The organism is Curtobacterium sp. AC272 (assembly GCF_979258155.1).
On record NZ_OZ409838.1, the window covers coordinates 287,237 to 312,124 of the forward strand.

Below are 24,888 nucleotides of genomic sequence, written 5' to 3' on the forward strand. Positions count from 1 at the left end.
CCCTCCCAGCACCGCACCCTGCATCCCGAACCCCTAGGAGTCATCCGTGACCGTCGACCTCACGTCGCGGCGGCGTCGCCTCAAGCGCCTCGCCCTCGCGGCCACCGCGTCCGCCCTCGCCCTCACGCTCGCCGCGTGCTCGTCCGGCGGCGACGCCTCGCCCGGATCGTCCTCGGACACCGGCACCTACACGCTCGGACTCCAGGAGCCCGACAGCACGATCAACCCCCTCACCACCTCGGACTACAACGCGATGTTCATCGTGGGGCTGGCGTCCGAGGGACTGCTCAGCCAGGACGCGAAGGGCAAGCTCGAGGGCCGTCTGGCCGACTCGTGGAAGGCATCGTCCGACGGACGCACCTGGACGGTGCAGCTCCGCGACGACCTGCAGTTCTCCGACGGTGCCGCCCTCACGAGCAAGGACGTCGTCGCGACGTTCGACTCGATCATCGGCAAGGACAGCCAGTCGCCCGGCAAGTCGAGCTTCGACGGCATCCTGCAGTCGGTCGCCGCCGACGGTGCCTCGACGATCGACTTCACGCTCGCCAAGCCGTACGCCGACTTCCCCTACCTGCTCACGGGCTCGAACACGACCATCCAGCCGGCCGGCTTCGACGCCGGCGCGAACTGGGCCAAGCAGCCCGTCGGCGCCGGACAGTTCGTGCTGACGAAGTACTCGGCCGGCCAGGGCGCCACGTTCACGAAGAACCCGGACTACTGGGACGCGAAGGACGTGGAGCTGCAGCAGGTCGACGTGAAGTTCTACGCCGACGACCAGGCCCAGCTGCTCGCGTTCCAGAGCGGGGAGATCGACCAGATCGCCGCCAGCCCCACTGCGACGTCGACGCTGCGGGCCTCGGACTACACCGAGACCGAGCCGTACTTCAACAAGTTCGACGGCATCTTCCTCGACGTCACCAAGGCGCCCTTTGACGACCCGAAGGTCCGTGAGGCCTTCGCCCTCGCGCTCGACCGCGAGGAGATCGTCAAGACGGTCTACGGCGGAGCCGCCGAGGTCGGCAACGACACCACGTTCTTCCCGAGTTCGGCGATCCAGCCGAAGGGACTCCAGCAGCGCGAGCAGGACAAGGCGAAGGTAGCGGACCTGCTCGGCGGCAAGACGGTCTCCTTCGAGATCACGACGCTCGACGCCGAGAAGGCCCTCGCCCAGGTGGTGCAGCAGCAGCTCGAGGCGGTCGGCGGGTTCGACGTCACCCTCAAGGTGCTGACGAGCGCGCAGTACTACGCCGACGGCGACGACACCCCGTGGCTGAACGCCCCGGTGACGATCACGAACTGGGCGCAGCGCCTGCCCGCGCAGTACGTCGACCTGATCTACCGCGACGGCGCCGTCTGGAACGCCTCGAAGTACTCGAGCCCGGAGCTCGAGCAGCTGACCGACCGGTACGAGTCGACGACCGACGAGTCGGAGCGGCAGGACCTGGCGAACCAGATCGCCGAGATCGAGTGGACCGACCTGCCCGTGATCGTCCCCGCGTTCGCGTCGAGCAGCATCCTGCTGCAGAAGCGCGTCACGGGCACCTTCCGGTCGGGGCAGGACTTCCCGGGCGGGTTCGACTTCCGGGGCATCGGGGTCACCGCGTCATGAGCACCGCGCGCCGCCGTCGTCTGCTGACCCTGGTCGGGCAACGGGTCGTCCAGATCCCGCTCGTCCTGGTCGTGGTCTCCGTCCTGACGTTCTGGCTCGTCCAGGTCGTGCCGGGTGACCCGGGCCGGAACGCCCTCGGGCAGTACGCGACGGCGGCGCAGGTGCGCGCGTGGAACGTCGACCACGGGCTCGACGGGTCCCTCGTCAGCCGGTACCTGCACTGGATCAGCGGGTTCGTCACGGGGGACTGGGGCACGAGCTTCGTCTACTCCGAGCCGGTCCGCGACCTGGTGCTCGGCCGTCTCGGCAACTCCCTGCTGCTCGGTGCGTACGCGTTCGTCATCATGGTGCCGGTCGCGATCACGCTCGGTGCCGTGCAGGCGTACCGGCAGGGTCGCCGCTCCGACCGGGCCGTCACGGTCGGGCTGCTGACGATCTCGGCAGTGCCGGAGTTCGTCGTCGGGATCGTGCTGCTGCTCGTCTTCGCGGTCTGGCTGCGGGTGGTGCCGGTGCAGGCGTCCGGTGCGCTTGACGCCGGGTTCGGCGAGCGGCTCCGGGTGCTCACGCTGCCCGCCGTGGTGCTCGCCCTGGCGTACCTCGCCGTCCTGACCCGGATGGTGCGTGCGGGGACGATCGAGACGATCCGGTCGCAGTTCCACCGCACCGCCGTGCTCAAGGGCCTGACGACCGGTCAGGTCGTCCGCCGGCACGTCGTCCGGAACGCGCTCATCCCGACGTTCTCGGTGCTCGGCATCTACCTCGGCACTCTGCTCGGCGGCAGCGTCATCGTGGAGACCCTGTTCTCCTACCCGGGCCTCGGCGCGCTGCTCGTGTCGGCCGCCGAGCGCAAGGACGCCCTGCTGCTCGAGAGCGGGGTGATGCTCGCCGGGGCGCTCTCGCTCGGCGCGCTCCTGCTCACCGACCTGCTGTTCGTGGTGGTCGATCCCCGGATCCGCTTCGAACGGGCGGCCACCGCATGACCGCCGTCGTCCCCGGTGCCGTCGAGACCGACGGGCTCGCCGGTCGGCCGTCGGCGTCGACCAGCACGGGCACCGCACGGGTCACCCGCCGCGGGTGGCGCGGACTGCTCCGGCGTCCCACGTTCCTGGTCTCCGTGGCGATCCTGCTCTGGTGGGTCGCCCTGGCCGTGGGCTGGCACCTGCTCGGCCTGCAGCCCTTCGCCCGCACCGGCGAGCTCCTGCAAGGGCCGAGCGCCGCGCACTGGTTCGGCACCGACTCGCTCGGCCGCGACGTCTTCGCCCGCGTCGCCGCCGGGGCCCGGCCGGCGCTCGTCATCGGCCCGTTCGGCGCGGCGCTGGCGACCGTCGTCGGCGGCACCCTGGGCCTGCTCGCCGGCTACCACCGCGGCTGGGTCGACACCGCCCTGATGCGGTTCTTCGACGTGCTGCTCGCGTTGCCCAGCCTGATCTTCCTGGTCGTCCTCGTCGGTGCGTTCGGGGTGTCGACGCCCGCGCTCGTCCTCATCGTCGGCGTGCTCTTCGCGCCGGGCATCGCGCGGATCGTCCGGGCCGCGGTGCTCGTCGAGATGGGCAAGTCCTACGTCCAGGCCGCACGGCTGCAGGGCGAGAGCGCCGCCCGGGCGATGGTCACGGAGCTGCTGCCGAACGTGATCGGGGTCTTCGTGATCCAGGCGGTCCTGAGTCTCGGTGCCGCGATCTTCATCACCGCGTCGCTGTCGTTCCTCGGGCTCGGTTCGCAACCACCGGCCGCCGACTGGGGGCTCGACATCAACGCGAACCGCGCCTACCTGCAGGCCGCGTGGTGGACGGTCGTGTTCCCGGGTGTCGCCGTGGCGTCGATCGTCGTGTCCGCGAACCTGATCGCCGACAACCTCAAGGAGGTCTCCGAGTGAGCGGGCAGCCCCGGACCACCGGCACGACCGACGCACTGGTCCGCGTCGAGGGGCTCACCGTGTCGTACCGCGGCACCCGGGTGGTCGACGAGGTCGCGTTCGTGATCGAGCCCGGTGGCTCGTACGGGCTCGTGGGCGAGTCCGGCTCCGGCAAGAGCACCGTGGCCGGCACGCTGACGGCGTCGCTCGGCCCGGACGCCGCCGTCGGGTCGTCGGCGCTGGTCGTCGACGGCGTCGACGTCGCGTCCCTGCGCGGTGAGCGTCTCCGGCGGTTCCGGCGCGACGTCGTGGCGGTCGTCCACCAGGAACCCGGCCTCGCCCTCAACCCGACGATGACGGTCGGACGCCAGGTCGCCGAGGTCCTGCGCGCCACGGGCTCCGGCCGCGCGGCTGCGGACACCGCGACGATCGAGGCGTTCACACGGGTCGGGCTGCCGTCACCGACGACGATCGGCGTGCGGTACCCGCACGAGCTGTCCGGCGGTCAGCAGCAGCGCGTCGCGATCGCGATGGCCCTGGTGGCCCGTCCGCGCCTGCTCGTGCTCGACGAACCCACCACCGGCCTGGACAGCACGGTCGAGGCGGGCATCATGGCGCTCATCGACGAGCTCCGGACCGAGATCGGCTTCGCGACCCTGCTCATCAGCCACAACCTGCCGCTGGTCGCCGCGCACTGCGGCCGGGTCGGGGTGCTCCGCCACGGGGTGCTCGTCGAGGAGGGCACCGCGACCCAGGTGCTGCTCCACCCCACCGAGCCGTACACGAAGCAGCTCGTCGACGCCCTGCCCGACATCACGACGGGCAAGGCAGGAACGGCGGGCAAGGCCGACACGTCGGCCGACACCGCGCAGCACGACGTGCTCGCGACGATCAAGGGCCTCCGCAAGGAGTACGACGGCGCCGTCGCCCTCGACGGCATCGACCTCGAGCTGCGCCGCGGTGAGGTGCTGGGCGTCGTGGGGGAGTCCGGCTCCGGCAAGACGACCTTCGGGCGAGCCCTCGCCGGACTGGTCCGACACGACGGCACGGTCACGCTGGACGCGGGCGACCGGACGCCGACCGGCACCCCACCCGTGCAGGTCGTGTTCCAGAACGCCGACGCCTCGCTCAACCCGCGACGGACGGTCCGACAGGTGCTCGGACGGGCGATCCGGCTACTGCACGGCGACGGCACCGCCGAGCAGCTCGCTGCGCGGGTCGGGCTGCCCGCCGACGTCCTCGACCGCCGGCCGGCCCAGCTGTCCGGCGGGCAGAAGCAGCGCGTGGCCATCGCCCGGGCGTTCGCCGGACCGGTGCCGCTGGTGGTGTGCGACGAACCCACGTCCGCCCTCGACGTCTCGGTGCAGGCGCGGATCCTCGATCTGGTGCTCGACCTGCAGCGCACCACCGGCACGACCTGCGTGTTCATCTCGCACGACCTCGCCGTCGTGCGCCGGGTCGCCGATCGCATCGCGGTCTTCGACGGTGGTCGCGTGGTCGACGTGGGCCCTGCGGAGCGGCTGTTCGACGCGGGCGCGCACCCGCGCACCCGCGAGCTCGTCGCGGCCGCGCTCGACCTGCGCCGGCGCGCCGGTCTGGTGGCTCCCGCGGCCTGAGTGGGGCCCGAGACCTGCGCACAGGGCGGACTGGAGGCCCGTGGCGGGTCCGCCACGGGCCTCCCGTCCGCCTGTCGGTCGCGTTCACCGCCGCGGACGCTGAGCGTTCCGCGCTACTTCGCGAGGAACGCCAGCACCACGCGGTTCCACTCGTCCGGGTGGCTGACGTTGACGCCGTGCGGGCCGCCGGCCACGACGTGCAGCTCGGAGCCGGCGATCGCGGCGTGCGTGCGGGCCCCCGAGCCCTCGTACGGCACGGTCGCGTCGCCGTCACCGTGGATGACGAGCGTCGGCACGGTGACCTTCGGCAGGTCGTCACGGAAGTCGGTGTTCGCGAAGGACGCCATCGCCTCGAGCGCGGCGGTCTTCGACGCCTGCTTCGCGAGCGTGAGTGCCTGCTGCCGGTCCTCCTCGGAGACGACCACGGTGCCGTCCACCGAGAAGAAGTCGGTCGTGAACTGGTCGTAGAACGCGTCCTCGTCCTTCGTCAGGCCGGCGGTCATCTCGGCCGCCTGCTCCTTCGGCAGCGGGCCGTCCGGGTTGTCCGACGTCTGCAGCAGGTACGGCGGCACTGCGGAGGCGAAGACGACGCTGTGCAGCCGCTCGGTGCCGTACTTCGAGAAGTAGCGGGCGACCTCGCCGCCGCCCATCGAGAAGCCGACGAGGGTGACGTCCTGCAGGTCGAGCTCGGTGAGGATCGTGTGCAGGTCCTCGGTGAGGTGGTCGTAGTCGTAGCCGGTCTTCGGCTTGTCGCTGCGACCGAATCCGCGGCGGTCGTAGGTGACGACGCGGTGTCCGGCGTCGACGAACGCCGGGACCTGCTTGCTCCAGGACTCGCCGGACAGCGGCCAGCCGTGGATCAGGACGACGGTGCGGCCGGAGCCGCCGGTGTCGTCGACGTGCAGGTTCGTGTCCTTGAAGAGCCCGTGGTGGGCGGTGATCTCGGTCAAGAGTCGCTTCCTTCCCGCGCCGCACGGGTGGCGGCACGCACCTCGTTGCTACCAGCGGGATCCCGAGCGACAGCGCGGAGTGGACAGGCCCTCGGCGCCGTCTCCGGCGTCGCTGTCTGTGACGCGCGCGGCGGCCGCGGCCTACTGTCCAGCAGGATCAGGGAACCGTCACCGCGGCGGATGCCCCTCGTCACGAGGGAGCACCGATGAAGTACGTCAACTACGCGGGGACCGTCCGGGTCCTGACCGGCGACACGGTCGCCGACGCGGTGATCCGGTACGCGGCCGCCCTGCACCAGAGCCGGTTGAGCGACGTCGTGTCGGTCCCGACGACCGACGAGTTCGGCGCGGCCAGCACGGTCGAGCTGTTGCTCGCACTCCGCGGTGGCGGTCGCCCTGGAGCCGGCGCCCGACGACGACCTGGAACCCGAGGGTGGGGCGTTCCTGGCCGAGATGCGCCGGCGGACCGAGGCCGTCCTGGCGGTCGACGCCAGCAGGTTCCCGACCGACCTCGGGCGATGAGCGCGGTGCGCGCGGTGCGCGTCGCTCCGACCGCGCTGCGGTCAGGCGACCGGTCCGTCGCCCGTCAGGTCCGAGCGGGTGTCGGCGTGGATCGTCTCGGGGTGCTCGAACGTCCGCGCTGCAGCACGCAGGCGTTCCACGAACTCACCGTTCTCGACCTCGAGCTCGTCCTCGTCCGCGTCGGCGACCACGATCTCGCTCGACGGGCCGATGAGCATCTTCGTGGTCGTCATCGTGCCGTCCTCCGCCACCGTCGGGATCGCGATCGCGTCGGCGCGGCTGCCCCCGGCGAGCGCAGCGGCGTACTCGATCACCGCGTCGGCGACGTCGTCGCTGGTCAGGATCGTGGAGCGGTCGTACTGGATGTACTTCATGTCGCATCAGTCAAACGCGCGGATGCTGGTCGTCGTCCAGGAAACCCGGCGCGTCGTGCGTTGCGCGGATGCCGACATGTCGCGAGGATCATGACGTGCCCGAGATGATGCACCGCACGCAGCGGGAGATCAGGACAGACGAGCCGTCGGTCGCGGCCGAGGCGCTGTCGGTGACCCACGTGACCCACGGTCTGACCGTCGAGGCGACCGGTGCGGGCTTCGTCTTCGAGGAACGCGTGCGGGGCACCTCCCTGCTCTCGCTCGAGTCGACGCGGTGCACGGGCACCCTGAGCGGCGCGGTCGAGCCCGGACGGGCGATGATGATCGTCTGGGTGAAGTCCGGTTCGGCGCTCGTCGACGACAACCCGGTGCAGATCGGCCGCCCGGTGCTCTACCGACAGGATCCCCAGCGGTTCCGGTGGGTGGACTTCCAGCACGACGTGCTGCGCATCGACCGGACGATCGTCGAGCAGGTCGCCGCCGAGCGCGGTGACTGGGCTCCGGGTCCGCTGGAGTTCCGTCCCCGACACGTACCAGAGGGGGCGCCGCTCGCCGCCTGGTGGCTCATGGTCCGGTCGGTCGCGCAGGAGGTCCTGCAGGGTCCGACGGACGTGCCGCTCGAACGGGAGCGCGAGCTCGCCCGGTTCGCCGCCGGTGGCTTGCTGACCGCGATCCCGCACTGGCCGGTGGGACAGCACGAACCGGTGATGGCGTCGACCGCGCGCTTCGCCCGTGCCGAGACGTTCCTGCTCGACCACGCGACCGAGCAGATCACCGTCAACGACGTCGCCGAGGCCGCGGGTCTGAGCGTCCGCGGGGTGCAGGCGGCGTTCCAGCGGCACCACGGCATCACGCCGACGATGTACCTGCGTCGGATCCGGCTCCTGCTCGCCCGGGAGCAGCTCGAGGCGGGCGACGACCGCAGCGTCGCCGAGATCGCCCGGGCGACGGGGTTCGCGCACCTGGGCAGGTTCGCGGGGAGCTACCGGCAGGAGTTCGGGGAGCTGCCGCGGCAGACGGCGCTGGCGGCGCGGGAGTAGCGAGCCGGCGGTCTGCGGTCGGCCGGCAGTCGGCCGGTGGTCGGTCGTCGTCGGCGATCGGCGATCGGCGGTCGGTCGTCGGCGGCGGCCGCCCGACGGCTCGTGCGTGGGGCGTCAGAGCCGTCCGAGGCCGTCGCCGACCAGGACCGCGCCGACGAGCACGAGGACGACGACGGTCACGGCGCGCGAGTTGTGCCGCAGCCAGGTGCGGAACCGCTCCAGGTCCGCGCGGGCCGGTTCCCCGCCGACCAGCGCGAAGACGATCGGCCCCGTCACCGTGGCCGTCATCAGCAGGGTGCTCGCCCCGACGAGGACGGTCGACGGCACCGCCGGCAGCTCCGCGGGGGCGAGCACGATGCCGACGCCGGACGCCAGGAGCAGGGCCTTCGGGCGCAGCGCGAGCACGGTACCCACGGCGAGCGCAACGGCGGGTCGGACGGTGCCGACTGCCGCCGTCAGGAGTGCGCTCGTCCGGCTCGGTCCCGCTGTGGCGGGGCGCCGGAAGACGACCCCTGCGGCGAGGACCGAGACGACCCCGAGCAGGCACTCACCCAGGCCGAGGCCCGGTGATGCCGTCGCCGGCAGGTCCACGACGAGGACACGGCCGAGCAGCGCGGTCGCGGCGACCGTGACCACGAAGACCCCGGTCACCGAGCCGACGGCGAACAGGACGGCCGGACCGAGGCCGCGACCGCCGAGCAGCAGGGTGAGCACCGCGGCGATGGGGACGGAGCTCAGCGCACCGGCGATGGCGAGGGGCAGCAGCTGGCCGATCACGGCGAGCACGGTGCCGGTCAGACCCCTCGGTCGTCCTCGTCGACCCGGCGGACGACACGCTGTCCGGTCACGGGGTCGATCTCGGTGACGACGCTCGTCGTGGCACGGCGCGGCCGGAGCCGGAGGACGATCCCCAGCACGAGGACCAGGGAACCGGCGACCATCAGGATGTAGCCGATGAGCTGGATGTCGATGCCGACGACCGTGAAGTCGAACGCGAACGCCATGATCGCGCCGACGACGAGCAGGAAGATCCCACCGCCGATGCTCACGGTGTCACCGCGGGTCGTGCTGTCACGGGGTTCATGGACGCAACGATCGACGGCCGGTGCCGGCGGTGCATCACCCGCCCCGGGTGATCTGCGGAGGCGTGCCAGATCACCCGCTCAGGGTGGTGCCCGACCCGTTCCGGCGCGGCTACACCTGGTGCCATGACCACAGGGGAGGCACCGTGACCACCTTCACGTACGGCCCGGCCGAGGTGTTCGTCGTCTCGTTCCAGGGCGAGCTGCCCGACGACGCCGTGCTCGGCGCGCTCGTCGACCTGACGGACGCCGAGACGGTCCGGGTCCTCGACCTGCTGCTCATCAGCCGGGCCGAGGACGGCACCGTCCACGTCCGCGAGCTCGATGACGTGACCAGGACCGGCACGCCGGGCTCGGTCGCCCTCGAAGCCCGCGGGCTGACCGCCAACGACGACGTCGACCAGGTCGCGGACACGCTCGTGCCCGGGACCTCGGCCGCGATCGTCGTGATCGAGCAGCTCTGGGCCAAGGACCTGGCGGAGCGGTTCGCCGACAGCGGGGGCCAGCTGCTCTGGAGCGCACGCGTCCCCGCACCGGAACTCAACGACCTCGCCGCTTCGGCGCACATCGGGTAGGAGACACCATGCCGTTCCGACGATTCGGCCGACCCGGCCTGCTCGGGCTCGCTGCACGGACCGCGGTCGTGGCCGGGACCGCGTCGGCGGTCGGCGATGCGGTGCGCGGGCACGAGGAGCGTGCGGCAGAGGACCGCGCCGCAGCGGAGCGGGTCGCAGCGGAACGCGCCGCAGCGGAACGCTCCGTGGCGGACGTCCCCGCTGCTCCCGACCTGCTGAGCGAGCTCGAGCGACTCGGTCGGCTCCGGCAGCAGGGCCTCCTGTCCGACGACGAGTTCGCCGCTGCCAAGCAGCGCCTCATCGGCGGATGACCGACACCGACCACCTGCAGCACGACCGTTCGACAACCACGAGGAAAGGGAACCCCCATGGCCACCACGACCACCGCCACCGACTCGACCGTCGGTGTCTTCGCCACGAGTGACGAGGCCCTCGGCGCCGCCAAGGCGCTCAAGGACGCCGGGTACGGCGACGACGTCGTCTCGATCGTCGGCAAGGGCGTCAAGGACGAGAAGAAGGTGCACGGCTGGATCCCGGTCGGCAACGAGGCCGGCACGTTCGGCGGGTGGGGTGCCCTGTGGGGCGCGCTCACCGGTTGGCTGCTGCTCGGGTTCGTCTGGCTCCCCGGCATCGCGGGTCGCTGCCGCCGGGTGGCTGGCCAGCACGCTCGTCGGTGCCGGCATCGGTGCGGGTCTCGGCGCACTCATCGGCCTGGCGGTCCCCGAGGACGAGATCCCGCAGTACGAGGACGACCTGAAGGCCGACCGGTACCTCGTGATCGTGCACGGTGACGGCGAGACCGTCGACGACGCCCACCGCATCCTCGACGCTGCCGGCCCGGTCCGGGTCAGCCGCTACTCCGAGTGACGACCACCACCAACGAAAAGGAAACGATCATGGCAGACCTCATCGTGATCTCGTTCGACGACGACGCCAGTGCCGTCGCCGCCTACGAGGAAGTCCAGCAACTGCAGAGCGACCTCGTCGTCGAGCTGTCCGGCCTCGCACTCGTCCGCGTCGACGACAAGGGCAAGACGCACGTCGAGACCCTGGTCCGGCGGGCAACGTCGGGGCCGGTGCCGCCGGAGGTGCCCTGTTCGGCACCCTCCTCGGACTCCTGTTCTTCGTGCCGTTCTTCGGACTGGTGATCGGCGGTGCGCTCGGCGCGCTGTTCGCCGGGCTCGACAAGACCGGGCTGAACGCCGAGTTCCGCGACCGGGTGAAGAGCGCCGTCGCGGACGGTCGTTCCGCGGTCGTCATCTACGCCACGAAGATCACCGAGGACAAGTTCGGTGCAGCCCTCTCCCGCTTCGGCGGGACCATCGTGCAGACCTCGTTGTCGGCAGACGACGAACACGAGCTCGCGCACGACATGACCGGCGCGCGCTGAGCGTGCTCCCGGGCGACGCGCCGCCGACACCTGACGTCGGCGGCGCGTCGCCACCCCCATCGTGGAAGGACCGGGCTCATGGGTGCGCTCATCGTCGGACTCATCGCGCCGGCGCTCGGGATCCTGCTCAGCCCGCTGGCGATCATGGCCCTGGTGGCCGAACTGCTCTCGCGGCGGTACCGCGCCAACGGCCTCGCGTTCTTCATCGGCTGGTTGCTCGCCACCGTCGTCGTCGTGGGGTCTCCGTCGCGGTGTTCACCGCGATCGACTTCCACCCCGGACCGACACCCCGCTCTGGACGGCCGTGGTCCGGCTGGTCATCGCCCTCGGGCTGATCGCCGCCGCGGTCTGGGTGTTCCGACGGGGCGGCCGTGACCTGCGGAAGATGTCCGAGGCGTCGACACCCGAGCAGGTCGCGGCGGCCGCACCACAGCTGCCCGGCTGGCTGCAGAAGGTCAGCGAGTTCACGCCGGCGCGGTCCCTCGCCCTCGGGTTCGGCATCTTCGCCGTCAACCCCGTCGACGCCTCGTGCGCGATCATCGCCGGCATCGACATCGCCGGCGCCCCGGTGACCGCCGGGCAGGGCGCCGCCGTGGCGATCGCCTTCGTGGTCGTCGGGGTCGCACCGATCGCCGTCCCGGTGTTCTTCGTGCTCGCGCGTGGGGACGCTGCGGCACCGCTCCTCGAGCGCCTGCGCACCTGGATCGCCGGCCACACCAACGTGCTGAACGCGGCGCTCATCCTGGTCATCGGTGTGCTGCAGCTGCAGAAGGCCGTCTCCGCCCTGATCTCCTGACGATCGCCGCTCCCGGGAAGGACCGCAGCCCATGACCAGCACCGAGGACGAACTCGCCGCACTCCGCGCCGAGAACGCGCGCCTGCGCATCCGGCTCGCAGGGCAGACCGCCGACGACACCCCGGTCCGCCGCCGGGGGTGGGCCTGGGCGATCCCGTCCGCCGCGCTGCTCGTCGTCGGGGCGCTGCTCGCACCGGTGGTGGTGATCACCACCTGGGCACAGCGCGAGGTCACCTCGACCGAGGCCTTCGTGGCGACGTTCGCGCCGCTCGCCCGCGACCGGGCGGTCCAGACACTGGTCGCGGACCGCACGGTCGGCGCGATCGAGGACCAGCTGGACGTCGCCGGGCTGACCGGAGCGCTCTTCGACGGCATCCGCGGGTTGGACCTGCCACCCCGGGCGGAGACCGCGCTCTCGGCGCTCGAGGCGCCGGCGACCGCCGGCATCCAGGACCTGGTCTCCGGCACCGTGGACCGGTTCGTGGCGTCCGACCAGTTCGCCGACCTGTGGAAGCAGCTGCTCCGCACCGGGCACACCCAGATGGTGGCGTCGCTCAGCGGCGACCGACGGGCGGCGGTGGCGATCGGAGCGGACGGATCGATCGGCATCCAGCTCGGCCCGGTCGTCGCTGAGGTCAAGGAGCGGCTCGTCGACCGGGGGCTCACCTTCGCCGAACGGATCCCCGCGGTCGACCGGACCATCGTCATCGCGACGTCCGACGCGGCGGTCCGGGCACAGACCGGGTACACCCTGCTGCAGGTGTCCGCCGTGTGGCTGCCGTGGCTCCTGGTCGCCTGCATCGCCGTCGGCGTCGTCATGGCCAGACGCCGGGCGCGGGCGCTCACCCTCGCCGCGGTCGGCGTCGCCCTCGCCATGCTCGCCACGCTCGCCGGGATCGGGATCGGACGGGTGTTCGCGGTGCGGGCGCTGGCGCCGGACCTCATGCCACGCAACGCAGCTCGAGCCGTCTACGACGCCGTGGTGGCCTTCGCCGCGCACGCCGCCGTGGCCGGCGCGGTCCTCGCGGCGTGCGTGGCCCTCGTCGCGTGGTTCGCCGGCTCGTCCGACACGGCCCGGCGTCTGCGGAGCTCCGCCGTCCGCGGTGCCGGGGCACTCCGCCGCCGCGGCGACGCCCTCGGCATCGGCACCGGGCGGGTCGGAGTGCAGCTGTACCGGGGCCGGGCCGTCATCCGCACCCTCATCGCGCTCGGTGCGGCCACCGTCATCGTGCTCGGCCGCCCGCTCGAACCGGCGCTCGTCGTGTGGACCCTGGTCGGCGCGCTCGTCCTCGTCGCCGTGCTCGAGGTCCTCCAGCGTCCGGACGGGGCTCGCGGCGACGCCGGGGTCTCACCCGGAACTGACGATCCCGTCGGTTCCGCCGCGCACTCAGCGTCCGAGCACGGCGTCCGGGGACCGGGGCCGCGAGGGAGACGAGGCCCCGATGTCACTCTGGAAGCGCCGACCGCACCGATCGCGCCGACCCGACGATCCGGCGACGACGATCGGCGCCGCGCCCGACGCCGCGCCGGCAGCCGCGGTCGGGTCCGGTCGTGGGCTGCGCATCATGCTCGGTCTCGCCGCAGCGGTCGTCATCGCCGTCGGCTGCTCCCGGTTCGCCGGCATCATCGCTCCCACGGCCCTCGCCCTCGTCGTCACCATCTGCGTCCAGCCGGCCCGGGTGTTCCTCGAGCGACTCGGCCTCGCCCGGAGCCTCGCTTCGACGGTCGTCATCGTGGTGATCCTGGTGCTGCTGGTGGGGTTCTCGCTGGCGCTCGTGGTCTCGGTCGCACAGTTCGCCACGCTGTTCCCGCAGTACGCCGACCAGATGCACGCGGTGGAGGACCAACTCGGGCAGTGGCTGACGTCGCTCGGCGTCGGGCAGCAGGAGGTGCAGACGCTGCTGGCGGGGCTCAGCCCCGGCACGGTCATCGGCGCGGTGTCGGACCTGGTCGGCAGCGTCTTCGGCCTCGGCGTCGGCCTGGTCGTCGTCCTCGCGCTGATCGTCTTCATGACGCTCGACGCCGGGTGGGGCGACTCATCGCCGACCGGCTCCGGCCGGTCCGCCCCCAGCTCGTCGAAGCCCTCACCGACTTCACCGTCAGTGTCCGCCGGTACATGGTCGTCACGGCCGTCCTCGGCGCCGCGGTCTCCGCGCTCGACGCCCTCGCGCTGGTCCTGCTCGGGGTCCCCGGCGCAGCGCTCTGGGGCCTGCTGGCCTTCATCACCGGCTTCATCCCGAACATCGGCTACTGGATCGGCATCATCCCGCCCGTCATCCTCGCCCTGCTCGCGAACGGCTGGCAGAACGCGATCGTCGTCATCGTCGTCTACGCCGTGATCAACGGGGTCATCCAGTCCGGCCTGCAACCGCACATCGTCGGGTCGGCGGTGTCCCTCAACCAGACCGTCGCGTTCCTGTCCGTCGTCTTCTGGTCGGCCGTGCTCGGGCCGCTGGGCGCCGTCCTCGCCATCCCGCTGACCCTGCTGGTCCGCGCGGTCCTGGTCGACGCGAACCCGGACGCGCGGTGGATGCGCCCGGTGCTCGGCGACGTGACCGGCCTCGGGCCCCCACTCGGCGGACGGAACGCCGCACACCGACCGCTCCCGGCGGCACCACGACGACGAAGGGCGCCCCGTGAACACCGCTCCGCTCATCGGCGAGCTCCTGCCGCAGGCCGTGACCATCGCGATCAGCCCGATCCCGATCATCGCCGCGATCCTGATGCTGCTCGCGCCGCGCGCCAGGTCGGTCGCGACGGCGTTCCTGGTCGGCTGGGTGGTCGGCATCGCGGTGGCCGTCGTGGCCGTCACCCTGTTGTCGTCCCTGATCCCGGCCGGTGACCCCGACGCGTCGCAACCCGTCGCCGGGGTCGTGAAGCTGGTGCTCGGCGTGCTGCTCGTGCTGCTCGCCGTCCGGCAGTGGCGTGCCCGACCGGCCCCTGGCACCACCGCGACGCCCCCGAAGTGGATGTCCGCGATCGACTCGATGACGCCGGTGCGCGCCGCCGGACTGGCCTTCCTGCTCGCCGCCGTCAACCCGAAGAACCTCATGATGGCCGTGGCGGCCGGCGTCACCGTCGGCACCAGCGGCGCGGACACCGGGTCGGTCGTCTGGGCGCTCGTCGTGTTCGTCGTCCTCGCGTCGCTGAGCATCGCCGTCCCCGTGGTCGGCTACCTGGTCGCCCGCACCCGGGTGCAGGAGCACTCGGGGCGCTGCGCGACTGGCTCACCGCCAACAACGCCACGATCATGGCCGTCCTGCTGCTCGTCATCGGTGTGACGACCATCGGCAAGGGCCTCGGTGCGTTCTGATGCGCATCCTGGCCGGGCTCGACCGTCACTCGTGGCGCACGGAGGCACTCTCCGGCGTGACCCTCGCGGCGATCGCCATCCCGCTGAACATCGGGTACGCGCAGATCGCCGGTCTGCCACCGACCGCCGGGCTGTACTCCCTGATCGTGCCGGCGGTGCTGTTCGCCCTGCTCGCGTCGAGTCGACAGCTGGTGGCGTCGCCGGACGCCGCAGCGGCCGCGCTCGTCGGATCGTCGCTCGCCGGGCTCGCGGCGACGGGCAGCGCGTCGTACGTCCAGCTCGCACTGGCGCAGGCACTCGTCGGCGCCGTCGTGTTCGCCCTGTGCGCCGTCCTGAAGCTGGGGTTCCTGGCCAACTTCCTGTCCGCGCCGATCCTGGTCGGGTTCGTGGGCGGTCTCGCGCTCGACATCCTGCTCAGCCAGGTGGCGAAGATGCTCGGGGTCAAGGTGAACAGCGGTGACGAGTTCCTCCCGCGGTTCGGGGAACTCGTCACCGGGCTCGGACACCTCAACGTGTGGTCGGTGTGCCTGTCCGTCGGGTCGGTGGCCGTCCTGGTCATCGGCCGCCGGTTCCGAGCGGTCCCGTGGGCACTCGTCGTGCTCGTCCTGACGACCGTCGTCCTGGTCGTGTTCCGGCTGGACGACGCCGGCGTGGCCGTGCTCGGCGAGGTGCCGGCCGGACCCCGACCCTGACGTGGCCGCAGATCTCGTGGCACCAGTGGGTCCAGGTCATCCCGAGCGCCGTCGCGCTGACCCTCGTCGCGATGGCCGAGGGGTTGCTCGTGGCCCGCCGGTACGCCGAGGCACACGACTACACGGACCGGGCGAACCGCGACCTCTGGGCGTTCGGTGCTGCGAACCTCGGCTCCGGCCTCACCGGCGGGTTCACGGTCGGTTCGTCGGCCTCGCGGACGGCGGCCATGGACCAGAGCGGGTCCAGGACCCAGCTGCCGTCGCTGATCGCCGCGGTGCTCACCCTGCTCGTCGTCTGCTTCGGCACCGCGCTGCTGCAGGACATCCCCTCGCCGGCGATCGGCGCGATCGTCGCCGTCGCGGTCGTGCCGCTCCTGGGCCTCCGCGACTTCGCCCGGCTCTGGCGGCTCCGACGGTTCGAGTTCGTCGTCGCCGCCGTCTGCTTCCTCGGGGTGTTGCTGCTCGGGCCGATCATCGGCATCGCGATCGCCTTCGTCCTGTCACTCGTCAACGTCATCAGGTCCGCCGCGAACCCGCCCGCCGACGTCCTGGTGCCGAGCGGCGACCCGGTCGACGTGTTCCGGGCCGCCCGTGACGGCAGCGTCTCGTCGGCACCCGGCGTCGTGGTCCTCCGGTTCTCCGGACCGCTCTTCTTCGGCAATGCCCAGCGCTTCGCGTCGGCGGTCCGCTCCGTGCTCGCACCCGGCGACCAGGCCGTCCCGGTGCACGCCCTGGTGCTCGACTGCAGCGCGGTCACCGGGATCGACACGACCGCGGCGGACGTCGCCGGCGAGGCGCTCGACTGGGCCCGCGCCAACGGGGTCGAGGTCGGCTTCTCACGGGCGCGGGCGGCGACGCGGGCCGACCTCGAGCACTTCGACCTGGTCGGGGGCAGCCGCTTCTTCCCGAGCAACCGGGCGGCCGTCGCCGAACTCGGTCGCGGAGGCCGCGGAGGCCCCTGAGGCTCCTGAGTCCGCTGAAGCCCCGAGGCCGCGCGTGCCCGCCCGTGGTCGCCCGTGGTCAGCGCAGCTGCCGGAGCTCGGCGATGTCGAGCCCGAGGTCGGCGATCCGGGCCAGCAGCCCGTGCAGCTGCGTCTGGTCGGACAGGTCGCCGACGAGCAGCGTCTCGCCGGGGCCGATCTGCACCAGCGAGAACTCCGGGAACGCGGCGACGAGGGTCTCCGACATCGCGTAGGGAAGACGGACCTCGTAGCGGCTCATCGTCGGCCTCCTGCTCGTCGTGGAGCCACGATCATCCCGCGCGGGGGCCGGTGCGGGGTTCCCTGATCCGGGTGAGGTCTCCGCAGTGCCCGGAGCGCGCCGGATCCCCGGCCGGACCGCCTCAGAGCAGGCCGCGCCGACGAGCAGCCTGGACCGCCTCGGTGCGCCCCGCGGCGGAGAGCTTGCCGTAGATGCTCCGCAGGTGGGTCTTGATCGTGTTCACGCTGAGGTGGTGCTTCGCCGCGATCTCGGCGACGGTCTGGTGCGCCGGGAGCTCGAGCAACAGCTCCTGCTCCTTGGGGGTCAGCGGGACCGTGGCCTCCGGACGCTCCAGTCCGACGCCGATCCGCTCGTGCTCGGCCAGCGCGAGGACGTGGTCGGCGTACGGCTCGAGCGCCCCGTACGACCCGTGGTGCCGGAACACGAGCTGTGCGCCCGCACCCCGGCACGCGAGGAACTCGCGGGCGTAGCCGAACTCCTCGCTGACGGCGAGCGCGCGGCGGACCCGCTCGGCTGCCTCGGCGGGCCGACCGTGGGTGCACGCGTGCTCGGCGAGGGCGAGGTGGGCGTTCACGATGCTCGTGCCGGCCCACGCCGCGTCGTCGCCGTCGACCGCCGCGGCGAGGTCGCGCTCGACGAGGTGGTCGGTCCGTCCGCCGGCCAGCAGCCGGAGGGTGTTCACCTCGAGGGAGTCGGTGCCGAGGACGTCGGCGACGATGCGGCGGACCTCGGCCGCTGCGGGTGCGCCGTGGAGCGTGCTCGACCAGGCGTGCAGGCGCGTCGCGGCCCCGGCGACCACCCGCGGGTGGTCACGGCCGTCGAAGCGGACGAGCTGCACGAGGCGGGCGAGGGCCTCGCGCGGGGCGGGCGAGGCGTCGATCGCCGCGACGAGGAGCAGCGCGCGCACCTGGAAGAGCAGTCCGAGCTCGCTGCCGGTCGGGTCGGCCTGGTCGATGCGGTGCAACGAGGTGAACGAGACCGGTTCGCAGCGCAGGTAGGCGCGTGACGTCGCGAGCAGCAGGGCGCGGGCGGTCGCGCGGTTGTAGGGCGGCGCGGTGTCGAAGGGCAGTGCGCCCATCCGCGCCTCGTACTCAGAGGCCGTCCGCCAGTCGCCGGTGCGGACGGCGAGCGTCGCGGCGGTGTCGCAGGCGATGAGGAAGACCCACGAGAACCCGGCGTGCGCAGCGGCGGCCTGGATCGACCGGAGCAGTTGGTCGGCGTCGCGTCGACGGCCGGCGACGACGAGGCACCAGGCGACCGCGGCCCGGAGCAGCAGCGCGACGTCGAGCGACTCGACGGGCGTCTGCCGCAGGTACGCGCCGAGTTCCTGCAACCGCGCCGAGGCGTCGTCGGGGTCCTCGACGGTGAACGACCGGAGCGCCTCGACCACCGGCCGCCAGGCCCGTGCCTCGTCGGGTGTCGCCGCAGCGAGCTGCACGGCGGCCTGGGCGAACCGTTCCTCGGTGCCGATGCGGTCCGGGAACGACGGGGCGTCCATGCCGATGCGGATCGTGAGCGTGGCCAGTGAGTCCTGGCTCGTCGGGAGGGCGCGCAGTGCCGTCGCCACGATGGCCGCGCGGCCCTGCATGAGCAGGACACCGCCGGACCGCTCCAGCTGCCCGCGCACCGCCGACTGGTCGCGCGCGAGCAGTGCTTGTTCGAGGGCGAGGACGTGCAGGCCCCTGGACTCGTACCACCCGGCCGCCGCGACGTGGTTGCGGACCGCGCCGCACTCGTCGCGGCGACGGAACTCGGCGCGCATGAAGCCGGCGAGGATCGGGTGGAACCGGAAGCCGTCCTGGTCGGCACTCGTGGTCACGAGCACGTTCCGGGCGCTCAGCCGCTGCAGCACCGTGCCGACGTCGGCACGCCCGGTGAGCTCGACGGCGAGGGCGAGCGGGACCTCGGACCCGACGGCCGTCCGCATCAGGACGTCGCGGTGGTCGTCGTCCAGCGTGTCGAGGACCCGTGCCACCAGGTAGTCGGCGACCTGGTGCTGGTCGCCGCCGAAGTGGCGGACCGCTGCACCGCGGTCGGACTGCTCGAGCAGGTACGGCATCGCCAGCGTGAGCCCCGCAGCCCACCCCGCCGTCCGGTGGGTGAGCGTCTCGGCATCCTGGATCGGCAGCACCAGGTCGAAGCGGAGCGCGAGGGCCAGCGTGTCCTCGACGCTGAACGCGAGGTCCTGCGTCGGCACGACGAGCCGCCCGCCGGCCGCCTGCGTCACGGCGGCGAAGCCGCTCGGCTCGAAGCGTCCGGCGACGACGATGCGGGTCCGGGGACCGCACGCGCGCAGGAGCCGGATGAGCGGCGGGACCCCGAGCCCGCCGAGCAGACGGTCGACGTCGTCGAGGAACAGCCACTGCTCGGTGTCGTCGTGCACGGCCGGCGGCGGGTCCTCCTGCAGCAGTGTGTCCGCGTCGAGCCACCGCACGACGACGTCGTCCGCCGTGAGGACCTCCGCCCACGCGGCGAGCGCTGTGGACTTGCCGGCACCACCCGGCGCCCACATGGTGAGCAGGCGTCGGTCCGAGCGGCGGAACCGTCGGAGGTGGTCGAGCAGCCGCGGTCGCTCCAACGCATCGGTGGGTGGGACCGTCGTGGTCGGATCCGACCCGACCGGCGTCCCCGTGCCGGTGCGCTGTCCGCTGCTCCTGGTCTGTTGGAAGGTGTACATGTGAGGCCTTTCCCTGAAAAGGCTTGCGTTGCTCACGATAGGTGCGGCGGGCGGTTGAGGCGAGGGATCGTCGTGCGCGTTCAGGACATTCACCCCATCCGGGTGAGAGCGTGCCGCCTCATCCCCTCCGGGTGAGGCGGGTGCGGTCCCGACGCCGGAGGATCAGGTCATGCAGACCCTGCTCGATGCCGTCGACGTCGCGGGCGGTGCGTTCCTGATGGGTTCGGACCGCTACTACCCCGACGAGGGGCCGGTGCACGAACGCACGGTCGCCGCGTTCCGGATCGCCGCGCACCCCGTCACCAACGCCGAGTTCGCCGCCTTCGTGGCGGCGACCGGGTGGACGACCGAGGCCGAGCGCGCGCTCGACCCCGTGCAGTACCCCGACCTCGCGCCGGCCGACCGGGCTCCGGGGTCACTGGTGTTCGCGCCCACCACCGGACCGGTGGACCTCGGCGACTGGCGGGCCTGGTGGACCTGGTTGCCGGGTGCCGACTGGCGGCACCCAGCCGGGCCGACGTCGTCGGTGGACGGACTCGAGGAGCACCCGGTGGTCCAGGTCTCGCACGGCGATGCGGCGGCGTACGCGGCGTGGGTCGGTGGGCGACTGCCGAGCGAGGCCGAGTGGGAGTACGCGGCGCGCGCCGGCGGCGACCCGTCGTGGCCGTTCGCGTGGGGAGGGAGGCGCACCCGGGCGGGCGGACGATGGCCAACACGTGGCACGGGGCGTTCCCGTACCGCAACACCGGAGCCGGCGGGTGGACGGGGACGTCGCCCGTGGGGTCGTTCCCCGCGAACGCGCTCGGTCTGGTGGACATGATCGGCAACGTGTGGGAGTGGACCGATTCGCGGTACACCGAGCGGCACGACCCGTCGACGACCCCGACGCCGCCGGCCGAGGCTCGGGCGACCGAGTCGTCCGCGCACTGCGGCTGCGGCCCGACGGACACCCATCACGACGCCGCCCCGGAGACGCCGTCGACCGTCACGCGGGTCCTCAAGGGCGGGTCGCACCTGTGCGCGCCGGAGTACTGCCTGCGGTACCGTCCGGCGGCTCGGTCGCCGCAGACCAGCGACTCCGCCGCCACCCACATCGGCTTCCGGGTGCTCTGGGACGGCTGATCCCGGCCTCAGCCCGGGTCGGGCCTCTCCGCCTGAGACGCCCGTGCAGCCCGAGCGGTCCGTGCGGCCATCGCGGCGTCGACCGTCGGCAGCACCCTGCCGTCGTCGACGAGCCCACGGAACCACGTGGTCCGCGCCGCGGTCTCCGAGGCCGACCCGGGGAGGCCCACGAGCAGGAGCACGACGCCGCGTTGCGCGAGCTCGTGATCGAGGTCGGCGAGGCCGTCGAGGACGGTGACGGTCGCCTCGTGCATCCGCGACAGGTCGAGGACGACGGCATCTGCGCCGACCGCGTCGTCGGCGAGCTGGAGGACGGCGTTCTCGTACGCCAGGACGTTCGCGGTGTACACGGCGCCCTCGATCCGTGCGCTGATCGTCGTGCCGACGACGGGGCCCGGGGCCAGCCGGACACGCTGCAGCTCGCGCAGGACCAGGAAGTACGTCCCGGCGACCCCGGCGACGACGGCCGCCAGCAGACCGGCGGTCAGGCCGACCGCCGCGGTCACCACGGCGAGCCAGAAGTCGCGTCGGCTGATCCGGGCCAGCCTCCGGAGCGCGGGGACGTCGATGAGTCCGACGACGGCGGTGACGACGAGGGCAGCGAGGGTCGCCGTGGGCATCAGGGCCAGGACCGGTCCGAGGACGAGGGCGACCAGCACCGCGAGCGCGACGGTCACCAGGGTCGACACCTGGGTGCGTGCGCCGGCCCGTTGGTTGACCGCGCTCTGCGAGAACCCGCCGGCGGCCGGCAGTGTCTGGGTCAGGGACCCGGCGAGGTTCGCCGCGGCGGCCGCGAGCAGCTCGCGGTCGCTGTCGATCGGCGGCTCGCTCGGCTGTCGGATCCCACGTGCCACCGCTGCGGACTCGAGGAACGCCATCATCGCGATGCCGAGGGCACCGGGGAGCATCGCCGGCACGAGGCTCAGGTCGGGCAGCACGGGCACCGGGAGACCGCTCGGGACGGGGTCGATCACCTCGACGCCGAGGTCGGTCAGGTGCAGGACGGCCGAAGCCGGCGATGCCGCCGGCGACCACGACGAGCGGCCCCGGCACCGCGGGCACGAAGCGGCGCAGCAGCAGGAGTACGGCGACCGAGGCGACGGAGAGTGCGACCGTCGGGCCGTGCGCACGGGGAGCGCCTCGACGACCGCCAGCACGGAGCGGATGAACCCCGTACCGGTCGGATCGTCGGTGAGTCCGAGCAGCTTCGGCAACTGCCCGACCGCGACGGTCGCGCCGACCCCGATCTGGACGCCGATCAGCGTCGACTTGTTGATGTTCTCGACGAGCGATCCCAGGGTGAGCAGCCGGGCGACGACGAGGACGACACCGACGAGCAGGGTGAGGGTCGACAGTGCGCGGAGCGCGTCGTCGGACGAGACCGCGACGCCCGCGGAGACGAACGTCGTGGCGCTGAGCGTCGCGATCGTCGACGTCGTCGACACGCTCATCGCGCGCGACCCGCCCAACAGGGCGTAGACGGCCATCGGCGCCATGCACGTGTAGAGCCCGACCTGTGCCGGCAGCTCCGCGATGCTCGCGTAGGCCATGGCCTGGGGGACGACGACCGCACCGGCGCTCAGGCCGGCGAGGACGTCGCGCCCGAGCCACCGGCGGTCGTACCCCCGGATGGTGGGGGCGAACCAGGTCCCGCGGCGCATCGGCACCGGGTCCGCCCGCACCTGCCGGGTCCCCATCTCAGTCGCGCGAGATCGCGGCTGCGAGGTGCGCCTCGAGGTCCACGTAGGCGTCGTCGGCGATGTCGAACACGACCTTGTGGATCGTGCCGTCGTGGAACTCGAACCGCTTGCCGGCGTACGCCTTCGTGACGGCGTCGCCGCTGTCGTAGCCGATGCAGAGTCCCTCGCCGCAGAGCGAGAAGTGCCCGAGCACGGTCCTGATCGGTGTCTCGGCGACCTGCTCGTCGTCGACGAAGAGGGCGAGCGGTCCCGTGGCCTCGCGGTGCTCGCCCGTTCCCTCCTTCGTGAAGGAGACCCCGACGAGGTGCCGCCCGGAGGTGGGAGCCGCGGTGGACACGACGTTCTCGGGCGGGATGCCGAGGAAGTTGTACACGTAGGTGAGCTGCCCGTCCTTGACGAACAGGGCGTGGCCCCCGAACCGTGATCCGTGCGCGAACACGACGCCCTCGGTGTCCGGCGTGAAGTCGATGTCCGCGATGATCTTGTACGACACCCCGTGCACGTTCGCCGCGGAACGCTCCGGTACCTCGGTGGTGTCCGGGTAGTACGTGTACTGCCCGCTCGGCGGGACGGGGACGTTGAACTCCATCGTGATGAAGGTCTCGAAGTCCTTCGGGTTGCCGATGATCTGCAGGTCGTTCAGCGGCAGGACCTTGTTCGCTTCGGCTTCCTCGAACCAGCGCGCCACGAGCTCCTCGACCTTGTCGGGGTGCTCCGCGGCGAGGTCGTGCGCCTCGGAGCGGTCGACGTCGGTGTGGAACAGCTGCCACCGGTCACCGTCGAAGCCGCTCGTCCCCGCCATCGGCCCGTGTTCCGCGACGGCCTTCCAGCCCTCGTGCCAGATCCCGCGGTTGCCGAGCATCTCGTAGTACTGCGTGTGCTTCTCGGTTGGTGCCGTCGCGGAGTCGAAGCTGTACCGCATCGACACCCCGGCCAGCGGCGCCTGTTCGACGCCGTCGTACGTCTCCGGGAACGTGACACCGCAGGCGTCGAGGATCGTCGGCACGATGTCCGTCGAGTGGTGGTACTGGTTCCGGACCTCGCCGCGGGACGCGATGCCGGCCGGCCACGAGATCACCAGCGGGTCGCAGACGCCGCCTTGGTAGGTGTACCGCTTGAACATCCGGTAGGGCGTGGAGAACGCCATCGCCCAGCCCGTCGGGTAGTGGTTGTAGGTGTCCGGGCTGCCGAGCTCGTCGACCATCGTCAGGTTCTGTGCGAGGTCGTCCGGGTAGCCGCCGAAGATCTTGCCCTCGTTGACCGACCCGTTCGGGCTGCCCTCGCCCGACGCGCCGTTGTCCGCGCAGTAGACGACGATGGTGTTGTCGAGCTGCCCGGACTCCTCGAGGTAGTCCACGATGCGTCCGACCTGGGCATCGGTGTACTCGGAGAACCCCGCGAAGACCTCGGCCATCCGGCTGAACATCGCCTTCTCGTCGTCGGACAGCTCCGCCCAGGGCCGGACCTCGTCGGTCGGGTTGAACGTGCCAGGGGTCATCGGGTTGACGTCGGTCAGCTCGGTCCCCTCCGGCAGGACGCCGCGTTCGATCATCCGGGGAGGACCCACTCACGGTAAGCCTCGTACCCGTCGTCGAACTGGCCCTTGTACTTGTCGATGTACTCCTGCGGGGCGTGGTGCGGCGCGTGGTTCGCTCCCGGGCAGAACCAGAGGTACCAGGGCTTGTCCGGCTCGGTCTGCTTCGTGTCGCGGATCATCTTCAGCGCCTGGTCGGCGAGGTCCTTGGACAGGTGGTACCCGTCCTCCGGCAGCGACGGTTGGTCGATGTAGTGGTTGTCCTCGGCGAGCGAGGGGTACCAGTTGTTCGTCTCACCGCCGATGAAGCCGTAGAACCGGTCGTAGCCCTGCGCGAGCGGCCAGTTCTTCTTCGAGGCGCCCGCTGTCCACTCGTCGATCGGGACGTTGTGGTTCTTGCCGACCCAGAACGTGGACCACCCGGCGTCGCGGAGCACGTTCGCCATCGTCGCGTTCTCGGGCGGGATGTGGGAGTTGTAGCCGGGGAACCCGGTCGACGACTCCGAGATCGTGGCGAAGCCGTTCGCGTGGTGGTTCCGGCCGGTCAGGAACGTCGACCGCGTGGGGAGCAGAGCGCCGTGGTGTGCCACTGCGAGTAGGTGAGGCCGTTCGCGGCGAGCCGATCCATCGTGGGCATCTGGATCCGGCCGCCGTACGGCGACCACGCTGCCTGCCCGGTGTCGTCGTAGAGCACGACGAGGACGTTCGGGGATCCCTTCGGCGCCTTCGACGGGATGAACGCGTCCCAGTCGGCGACGGAGTCGCGCACGTCGAGTTCGATCTTGCCGGAGAACTGCTTGGCCATGGTCCGCTCCTGTTCGTT

General features: G+C 72.0%; 25 protein-coding genes and 3 pseudogenes. 19 read left to right on the forward strand and 9 right to left on the reverse strand.

The genetic code is table 11. The annotated features are described in order from the left end of the window. Positions 1 to 46: 46 nt before the first annotated feature. The 4 genes from ACZZ0J_RS01470 to ACZZ0J_RS01485 are packed head-to-tail and all read left to right on the forward strand — an operon-like array spanning position 47 to position 5,077. Positions 47 to 1,609 (forward strand): ABC transporter substrate-binding protein, encoded by a 1,563-nt coding sequence (locus ACZZ0J_RS01470; RefSeq protein ID WP_463434325.1) that lies wholly within the window; start codon positions 47 to 49, stop codon positions 1,607 to 1,609. Beyond that, positions 1,606 to 2,589, forward strand: coding sequence for an ABC transporter permease (locus tag ACZZ0J_RS01475; RefSeq protein ID WP_463434327.1), 984 nt, complete (start codon positions 1,606 to 1,608; stop codon positions 2,587 to 2,589). The genes ACZZ0J_RS01470 and ACZZ0J_RS01475 overlap by 4 nt, the downstream gene beginning before the upstream one ends. Next, positions 2,586 to 3,482: an ABC transporter permease gene (locus tag ACZZ0J_RS01480; protein ID WP_463434329.1), complete on the forward strand. Its 897-nt coding sequence runs from the start codon at positions 2,586 to 2,588 to the stop codon at positions 3,480 to 3,482. Before ACZZ0J_RS01475 ends, ACZZ0J_RS01480 begins: the two co-directional genes overlap by 4 nt. Continuing rightward, complete coding sequence (locus tag ACZZ0J_RS01485; protein ID WP_463434331.1) at positions 3,479 to 5,077, forward strand: ATP-binding cassette domain-containing protein; 1,599 nt, start codon at positions 3,479 to 3,481, stop codon at positions 5,075 to 5,077. The genes ACZZ0J_RS01480 and ACZZ0J_RS01485 overlap by 4 nt, the downstream gene beginning before the upstream one ends. A 113-nt stretch (positions 5,078 to 5,190) precedes the next feature. Here the strand turns inward: ACZZ0J_RS01485 and ACZZ0J_RS01490 are convergent, their stop codons facing one another. After that, positions 5,191 to 6,027: an alpha/beta fold hydrolase gene (locus ACZZ0J_RS01490; protein ID WP_463434333.1), complete on the reverse strand. Its 837-nt coding sequence runs from the start codon at positions 6,025 to 6,027 to the stop codon at positions 5,191 to 5,193. A 384-nt stretch (positions 6,028 to 6,411) separates the two neighbouring features. On the opposite strand from ACZZ0J_RS01490, the gene ACZZ0J_RS01495 reads away from it, so the two are divergent. Further along, positions 6,412 to 6,549 carry a hypothetical protein gene (locus ACZZ0J_RS01495; protein ID WP_463434335.1) on the forward strand — a complete coding sequence of 46 codons (138 nt, stop codon included), beginning with the start codon at positions 6,412 to 6,414 and terminating at the stop codon, positions 6,547 to 6,549. A gap of 41 nt (positions 6,550 to 6,590) precedes the next feature. Here the strand turns inward: ACZZ0J_RS01495 and ACZZ0J_RS01500 are convergent, their stop codons facing one another. Beyond that, positions 6,591 to 6,923 carry a hypothetical protein gene (locus tag ACZZ0J_RS01500; protein WP_463434337.1) on the reverse strand — a complete coding sequence of 111 codons (333 nt, stop codon included), beginning with the start codon at positions 6,921 to 6,923 and terminating at the stop codon, positions 6,591 to 6,593. A 104-nt stretch (positions 6,924 to 7,027) separates the two neighbouring features. Here ACZZ0J_RS01500 and ACZZ0J_RS01505 point away from each other — a divergent pair, with 104 nt between their 5' ends. Beyond that, entirely contained in the window at positions 7,028 to 7,963 is a 936-nt protein-coding gene (locus ACZZ0J_RS01505; RefSeq protein ID WP_463438121.1) for an AraC family transcriptional regulator, read from the forward strand. Positions 7,964 to 8,077: 114 nt separating this feature from the next. On the opposite strand, the gene ACZZ0J_RS01510 is transcribed toward ACZZ0J_RS01505, so the two are convergent. After that, positions 8,078 to 8,740, reverse strand: coding sequence for a GAP family protein (locus tag ACZZ0J_RS01510; protein ID WP_463434339.1), 663 nt, complete (start codon positions 8,738 to 8,740; stop codon positions 8,078 to 8,080). 17 nt (positions 8,741 to 8,757) lie between these two features. Beyond that, positions 8,758 to 9,012 carry a DUF6458 family protein gene (locus tag ACZZ0J_RS01515; RefSeq protein WP_463434341.1) on the reverse strand — a complete coding sequence of 85 codons (255 nt, stop codon included), beginning with the start codon at positions 9,010 to 9,012 and terminating at the stop codon, positions 8,758 to 8,760. A 179-nt stretch (positions 9,013 to 9,191) separates the two neighbouring features. Between ACZZ0J_RS01515 and ACZZ0J_RS01520 the strand changes: the two genes are divergently transcribed. The 12 genes and pseudogenes from ACZZ0J_RS01520 (at position 9,192) to ACZZ0J_RS01575 (ending at position 16,773) form a co-directional block, all read left to right on the forward strand. Next, positions 9,192 to 9,620 carry a DUF6325 family protein gene (locus tag ACZZ0J_RS01520; RefSeq protein ID WP_463434343.1) on the forward strand — a complete coding sequence of 143 codons (429 nt, stop codon included), beginning with the start codon at positions 9,192 to 9,194 and terminating at the stop codon, positions 9,618 to 9,620. An 8-nt stretch (positions 9,621 to 9,628) separates the two neighbouring features. Next, positions 9,629 to 9,931, forward strand: coding sequence for an SHOCT domain-containing protein (locus ACZZ0J_RS01525; protein ID WP_463434345.1), 303 nt, complete (start codon positions 9,629 to 9,631; stop codon positions 9,929 to 9,931). Positions 9,932 to 9,988: 57 nt separating this feature from the next. After that, entirely contained in the window at positions 9,989 to 10,411 is a 423-nt protein-coding gene (locus ACZZ0J_RS01530; RefSeq protein WP_463434347.1) for a hypothetical protein, read from the forward strand. Between the two features lie 105 nt (positions 10,412 to 10,516). Continuing rightward, positions 10,517 to 10,768, forward strand: a complete 252-nt coding sequence (locus tag ACZZ0J_RS01535) for a hypothetical protein (RefSeq protein WP_333926148.1) — start codon at positions 10,517 to 10,519, stop codon at positions 10,766 to 10,768. Continuing rightward, positions 10,747 to 11,010, forward strand: a complete 264-nt coding sequence (locus tag ACZZ0J_RS01540) for a DUF1269 domain-containing protein (RefSeq protein WP_333926147.1) — start codon at positions 10,747 to 10,749, stop codon at positions 11,008 to 11,010. Before ACZZ0J_RS01535 ends, ACZZ0J_RS01540 begins: the two co-directional genes overlap by 22 nt. A 78-nt stretch (positions 11,011 to 11,088) precedes the next feature. Continuing rightward, positions 11,089 to 11,385, forward strand: coding sequence for a hypothetical protein (locus tag ACZZ0J_RS01545; protein ID WP_463434350.1), 297 nt, complete (start codon positions 11,089 to 11,091; stop codon positions 11,383 to 11,385). After that, entirely contained in the window at positions 11,315 to 11,806 is a 492-nt protein-coding gene (locus ACZZ0J_RS01550; protein ID WP_463434352.1) for a GAP family protein, read from the forward strand. The genes ACZZ0J_RS01545 and ACZZ0J_RS01550 overlap by 71 nt, the downstream gene beginning before the upstream one ends. A gap of 1,565 nt (positions 11,807 to 13,371) precedes the next feature. Then, positions 13,372 to 13,767 (forward strand): annotated as a pseudogene (locus ACZZ0J_RS01555) (AI-2E family transporter); the annotation flags it as partial. A gap of 65 nt (positions 13,768 to 13,832) precedes the next feature. Next, entirely contained in the window at positions 13,833 to 14,648 is an 816-nt protein-coding gene (locus tag ACZZ0J_RS01560; protein WP_463438122.1) for an AI-2E family transporter, read from the forward strand. Next, on the forward strand, positions 14,530 to 15,087 hold the full coding sequence (locus ACZZ0J_RS01565; protein WP_463438123.1) for a GAP family protein: 558 nt from the start codon (positions 14,530 to 14,532) through the stop codon (positions 15,085 to 15,087). The genes ACZZ0J_RS01560 and ACZZ0J_RS01565 overlap by 119 nt, the downstream gene beginning before the upstream one ends. Before the next feature lie 31 nt (positions 15,088 to 15,118). Further along, on the forward strand, positions 15,119 to 15,811 hold the full coding sequence (locus ACZZ0J_RS01570) for a SulP family inorganic anion transporter (RefSeq protein WP_463434354.1): 693 nt from the start codon (positions 15,119 to 15,121) through the stop codon (positions 15,809 to 15,811). After that, entirely contained in the window at positions 15,703 to 16,773 is a 1,071-nt protein-coding gene (locus tag ACZZ0J_RS01575) for a SulP family inorganic anion transporter (RefSeq protein ID WP_463434356.1), read from the forward strand. Before ACZZ0J_RS01570 ends, ACZZ0J_RS01575 begins: the two co-directional genes overlap by 109 nt. 58 nt (positions 16,774 to 16,831) lie before the next feature. On the opposite strand, the gene ACZZ0J_RS01580 is transcribed toward ACZZ0J_RS01575, so the two are convergent. Further along, on the reverse strand, positions 16,832 to 17,032 hold the full coding sequence (locus ACZZ0J_RS01580) for a hypothetical protein (RefSeq protein ID WP_123292622.1): 201 nt from the start codon (positions 17,030 to 17,032) through the stop codon (positions 16,832 to 16,834). Positions 17,033 to 17,153: 121 nt separating this feature from the next. Beyond that, entirely contained in the window at positions 17,154 to 19,709 is a 2,556-nt protein-coding gene (locus tag ACZZ0J_RS01585; RefSeq protein ID WP_463434360.1) for a helix-turn-helix transcriptional regulator, read from the reverse strand. A 217-nt stretch (positions 19,710 to 19,926) separates the two neighbouring features. On the opposite strand from ACZZ0J_RS01585, the pseudogene ACZZ0J_RS01590 reads away from it, so the two are divergent. Next, positions 19,927 to 20,831, forward strand: a pseudogene (locus tag ACZZ0J_RS01590) (formylglycine-generating enzyme family protein). A gap of 8 nt (positions 20,832 to 20,839) precedes the next feature. Here the strand turns inward: ACZZ0J_RS01590 and ACZZ0J_RS01595 are convergent. The 3 genes and pseudogenes from ACZZ0J_RS01595 to ACZZ0J_RS01605 form a co-directional block, all read right to left on the reverse strand. Further along, entirely contained in the window at positions 20,840 to 22,528 is a 1,689-nt protein-coding gene (locus tag ACZZ0J_RS01595) for a SulP family inorganic anion transporter (protein WP_463434362.1), read from the reverse strand. A gap of 1 nt (position 22,529) precedes the next feature. Continuing rightward, on the reverse strand, positions 22,530 to 24,083 hold the full coding sequence (locus ACZZ0J_RS01600; RefSeq protein ID WP_463434364.1) for a sulfatase-like hydrolase/transferase: 1,554 nt from the start codon (positions 24,081 to 24,083) through the stop codon (positions 22,530 to 22,532). Next, positions 24,080 to 24,870 (reverse strand): annotated as a pseudogene (locus ACZZ0J_RS01605) (sulfatase-like hydrolase/transferase). The gene ACZZ0J_RS01600 and the pseudogene ACZZ0J_RS01605 overlap by 4 nt, the downstream one beginning before the upstream one ends. Positions 24,871 to 24,888: the final 18 nt, after the last annotated feature.

What these genes read in the sequence shown, in the direction of transcription:
- ACZZ0J_RS01530 (WP_463434347.1), top strand. Translation starts at nt 9,989, where the DNA reads ATGGCCACCACGACCACCGCCACCGACTCGACCGTCGGTGTCTTCGCC.
- ACZZ0J_RS01595 (WP_463434362.1), bottom strand. Translation starts at nt 22,528, where the DNA reads ATGGGGACCCGGCAGGTGCGGGCGGACCCGGTGCCGATGCGCCGCGGG.
- ACZZ0J_RS01535 (WP_333926148.1), top strand. Translation starts at nt 10,517, where the DNA reads ATGGCAGACCTCATCGTGATCTCGTTCGACGACGACGCCAGTGCCGTC.
- ACZZ0J_RS01505 (WP_463438121.1), top strand. Translation starts at nt 7,028, where the DNA reads ATGATGCACCGCACGCAGCGGGAGATCAGGACAGACGAGCCGTCGGTC.
- ACZZ0J_RS01570 (WP_463434354.1), top strand. Translation starts at nt 15,119, where the DNA reads ATGCGCATCCTGGCCGGGCTCGACCGTCACTCGTGGCGCACGGAGGCA.
- ACZZ0J_RS01600 (WP_463434364.1), bottom strand. Translation starts at nt 24,083, where the DNA reads ATGATCGAACGCGGCGTCCTGCCGGAGGGGACCGAGCTGACCGACGTC.
- ACZZ0J_RS01475 (WP_463434327.1), top strand. Translation starts at nt 1,606, where the DNA reads ATGAGCACCGCGCGCCGCCGTCGTCTGCTGACCCTGGTCGGGCAACGG.
- ACZZ0J_RS01480 (WP_463434329.1), top strand. Translation starts at nt 2,586, where the DNA reads ATGACCGCCGTCGTCCCCGGTGCCGTCGAGACCGACGGGCTCGCCGGT.
- ACZZ0J_RS01565 (WP_463438123.1), top strand. Translation starts at nt 14,530, where the DNA reads ATGCTGCTCGCGCCGCGCGCCAGGTCGGTCGCGACGGCGTTCCTGGTC.
- ACZZ0J_RS01525 (WP_463434345.1), top strand. Translation starts at nt 9,629, where the DNA reads ATGCCGTTCCGACGATTCGGCCGACCCGGCCTGCTCGGGCTCGCTGCA.
- ACZZ0J_RS01580 (WP_123292622.1), bottom strand. Translation starts at nt 17,032, where the DNA reads ATGAGCCGCTACGAGGTCCGTCTTCCCTACGCGATGTCGGAGACCCTC.
- ACZZ0J_RS01585 (WP_463434360.1), bottom strand. Translation starts at nt 19,709, where the DNA reads ATGTACACCTTCCAACAGACCAGGAGCAGCGGACAGCGCACCGGCACG.
- ACZZ0J_RS01500 (WP_463434337.1), bottom strand. Translation starts at nt 6,923, where the DNA reads ATGAAGTACATCCAGTACGACCGCTCCACGATCCTGACCAGCGACGAC.
- ACZZ0J_RS01545 (WP_463434350.1), top strand. Translation starts at nt 11,089, where the DNA reads ATGGGTGCGCTCATCGTCGGACTCATCGCGCCGGCGCTCGGGATCCTG.